5 protein-coding genes are annotated in these 3,408 nt (G+C 46.5%); all 5 read right to left on the bottom strand.

The annotated features are described in order from the left end of the window. Window positions 1-71 precede the first annotated feature (71 nt). The 5 genes from BBBE_RS07415 to BBBE_RS07420 all read right to left on the bottom strand — a co-directional run bounded on the left by BBBE_RS07415 (window position 72) and on the right by BBBE_RS07420 (window position 3,281). Window positions 72-224 carry a hypothetical protein gene (locus tag BBBE_RS07415; RefSeq protein WP_192812759.1) on the bottom strand — a complete coding sequence of 51 codons (153 nt, stop codon included), beginning with the start codon at window positions 222-224 and terminating at the stop codon, window positions 72-74. Continuing rightward, a complete protein-coding gene (locus BBBE_RS05390; RefSeq protein WP_010701532.1) occupies window positions 181-699 on the bottom strand; it encodes a hypothetical protein in 519 nt (172 codons plus the stop codon). Before BBBE_RS05390 ends, BBBE_RS07415 begins: the two co-directional genes overlap by 44 nt. Next, window positions 696-1,226, bottom strand: a complete 531-nt coding sequence (locus tag BBBE_RS05395) for a hypothetical protein (protein ID WP_152023185.1) — start codon at window positions 1,224-1,226, stop codon at window positions 696-698. The genes BBBE_RS05390 and BBBE_RS05395 overlap by 4 nt, the downstream gene beginning before the upstream one ends. Before the next feature lie 415 nt (window positions 1,227-1,641). Next, on the bottom strand, window positions 1,642-3,132 hold the full coding sequence (locus BBBE_RS05400; RefSeq protein ID WP_022708702.1) for a hypothetical protein: 1,491 nt from the start codon (window positions 3,130-3,132) through the stop codon (window positions 1,642-1,644). Next, complete coding sequence (locus tag BBBE_RS07420) at window positions 3,129-3,281, bottom strand: hypothetical protein (RefSeq protein ID WP_192812760.1); 153 nt, start codon at window positions 3,279-3,281, stop codon at window positions 3,129-3,131. The genes BBBE_RS05400 and BBBE_RS07420 overlap by 4 nt, the downstream gene beginning before the upstream one ends. Between the last annotated feature and the right edge of the window lie 127 nt (window positions 3,282-3,408).

Below are 3,408 nucleotides of genomic sequence, written 5' to 3' on the forward strand. Positions count from 1 at the left end.
CCCCCTTTTCCCACTCCCCTCTCCTGTAATCGTCACCTTTGTCAAATCAGCCGTCCCCGTCCCCATCACCTTCACCCCCCAATTCCCCCTTTCACTCTTAAACGTAATCTCCCCCCATATTTTATCACCAACTTCCCCGCTGTCATATCCACCCCCTTTTTGAACCCCGACACCTCTACCTTAGTCAACTCCACCGTCCCCGTCCCACTTCCCCTGCACCCCATAATTCCCACCCCCACTCCCCATAATCTTCCCCCCCATCATACTAGCATTCCCCGTTCCCCCCACCCACAACCCCGTCCCACTATTCGTAACCGTAATCGTCGACTCCCCATTTATCTTCACCGTCCCACTTTGCGCATTCACCCCCATCGTGAAACCTGAAACATTCACCTTATTCAACTCCATCGTTCCCGTCTCATTCTGCACCCTCACCCCCATCCCCCCACTCCCCACAATCTTCAACCCCATCACAGTAGCCTTCCCCGTCCCCGACCCCTCCATCTGTATCCCACTCCCACTTCCATTAACAGTCATCGTCCTCCCCACTCCTATCACATTCGCAGTCCCCCCACTCCCCTCAATCTTTATCCCCGCTTCACTGCCATTATTAAAAGTCACATTCCCATTCAACGTCACCGCCCCCCCATTATTAACCTCCACCTTCTTAATCTCCACCCCATCCTTCAACAACGTCACCGCCCCCCATTCTTCACCTGTACCCTCTCAAACCCCGTCAACCTCCCCTTCAACGTAACAGAAGACCCCACCCCATCAACCACTATCTCCTTTTTTATCGTCGCCCCCCCAACATCAACCTCCTCATCCAACGTCAGCTTCCCTGCATTGGACACCTTAATCACCGGTAGACTACCACTCTTTCCACCCCCCTTCGACCCCGTAACCGTTATCTTCTTTAATATCGTAATATTTGCCCCATCCTTCACCGTCACAGCAGCTTCCTCAGAGCCCCCACCCTTATTCATATCTATATTTATATCCCTACCATTACTAGTACTACTCAGTATCCTTGTCCCACGACTATCACACACAATCGGCTGATCATTATGCTGAATAGTTTTAACAACACCACCACCACGACCACTCCCACAATTTTGATCGGCATACGCCTTTGTATGAGACGTTATAAGAGCAAGCCCAGCCATAAGAGCGGTTGAGACAACACATAAATAAACATGATGCTTAAAAACACAACGCATAACCATAACCCACATGTTCCCCTTTAACCTGTCAGGTTAAAAGAGACTAAACTATTCTAAAAAAAAGAAAACTAAAACTAAACCATACTAAAATGGCTTAAACCCCATAAAATTCTCCCAACTCTAACCCTTACCTAAAAACATCATACCCTAATATAAAACACTCTTAACACCCACAAAGCTAAAACACACATCTTCAAACAACAAACAAAACACACATAAAATCAAAACATCAAACAAAGCGCCTAGACCTTAAACCATGACCTAAACCCATAAACAAAAAAAAATCTCTAAAACTAATAAATACGCTAAAATATACAAAATCTAAAACATATAAAAAACAAACACCTCTAAGCATTGAGAGAGTGTTTTCTGTTATACTTTTTTAGCAGAATATATTACCCTATTTAAAAATGATTCATTAGGTAATGTTGTATTTGTGTCTTGTAAAATAAACACCGTACTCTCCCTTAAAATTGATCTCTCCTCCCTCCATACGGACACTTCCTTCTGTAATCGTCACCCCCTTATGAACACCTTTCAAGTCTGTACCAACCAACCACACCCGTCCTCCATTAGTTACGCTTACCCCCTGCCCATTGTCTGTAGTGCTCGTGATAATTATATCCTCAGCGATAACTGTCCCACCCCTGACCTTAATGAAGTCAGCTGTTTTGTTGTTACCCGTATAAGTCATTCTGACATTTTTTAAAGCAGCCCCACCCTTGTCAAGATAAACCCCGTAATTTCCCTTAAACCCAATCTCCCCTCCAAACATACGAACAATACCTTCTGTAATCGTCATCCCCTTATGAACATCTCTTATATTTGTCCTGAACAGATCAATTATTCCCCCATTAAGCTTGATACCCTCTTTTCCTGTTCTATTTCCCTCGATTTTGACCCCTATTAAAGCAGCAGTGCTCTTTGTGAGACTAACCCCATACTCTCCTATAAACCCAATTGACCCTCCTTTCATCGCTAGTATCCCCCCCATCACCTCCACCCCCGTTCCAACCTTTGATATATTCACCTCCTTCATCATCACCGCTCCCACCCCATTCTGCATAATCACCCCTGTACCCTTATTACTAGGACCTGTAATTCTGACATTCTTTAAAGCAGCAGTGCTCTTTGAAAGACCTATACCATAATTTCCCATAAACCCAATTTCCCCTTCAAACATGCGGACAACCCCATTTTCGACACTCATCCCTTTCTGGACCTCTCTTATATTCGTTTTGTAGAGATCGACCATTCCCCCATTAAGCTTGACACCCTCTTTTCCCTGATTGTTTCCCTTGATAGTGATCCCCATTAAAGCAGCAGTGCTCTTTGTGAGACTAACCCCATACTCTCCCATAAACCCAATTGACCCTCCTTTCATCGCTAGTATCCCCTTTGTCACCTCTACCCCCATTGCTACATTTGAAATCCGCACTTCCTCCATAATCATCTTCGTCCCCGTTGCACCCACGTCCTCACTCCCCACGATCACCCCCTTACTTCCCTCCCCACTCCCCGTCCCCGCAATCGTCACACTCGTCAAAGTAGCCATCGTCACCCCATTCTTCACCCTCACCCCATAATTCCCGCTCCCATTGTTAAACGTAATCGTCGAGTTCCCCTTTATCACCAACATCCCATTAGTCGCCTCCACCCCCATTTTAACCTTTGAAATCTGCACCCCAGTCATTACCAACCTCCCCGCCCCCGTTGCATACACCCCCTTCTCAACCTTTGAAATCGATCCCCCACTTATCATCATCGTCCCCGTACTTTCCATCCACACCCCCTTACTTCCCTCTCCATTTCCACCCTTTCCCTCAATCTTCACACTCGTCAAAGTAGCACTTGTCACCCTATCTCCCACCCTCACCCCATAATTCCCGCTCCCATTGTTAAACGTCACCGTCCCCCATCATCTCCAACTTCCCTTCTGCACATCCACCCCTTCTCAACCTTTGAAATATCCACATTAGTCATCGTCATCATCTTTGTCCCACCCATAATCACCCCGTCCCTTTCCACTCCCTCTCCTGTAATCGTCACCTTTGTCAAATCAGCCGTCCCGTCCCATCACCTTCACCCCAATTCCCCTTCACTCTTAAACGTAATCTCCCCCATATTTATCACCAACTTCCCCGCTGTCATATCCACCCCTTTTTGAACCCCGACACCTCTACCT

It is taken from the genome of Bartonella bovis 91-4 (genome assembly GCF_000384965.1).
GTDB classification, from domain to species: domain Bacteria; phylum Pseudomonadota; class Alphaproteobacteria; order Rhizobiales; family Rhizobiaceae; genus Bartonella; species Bartonella bovis.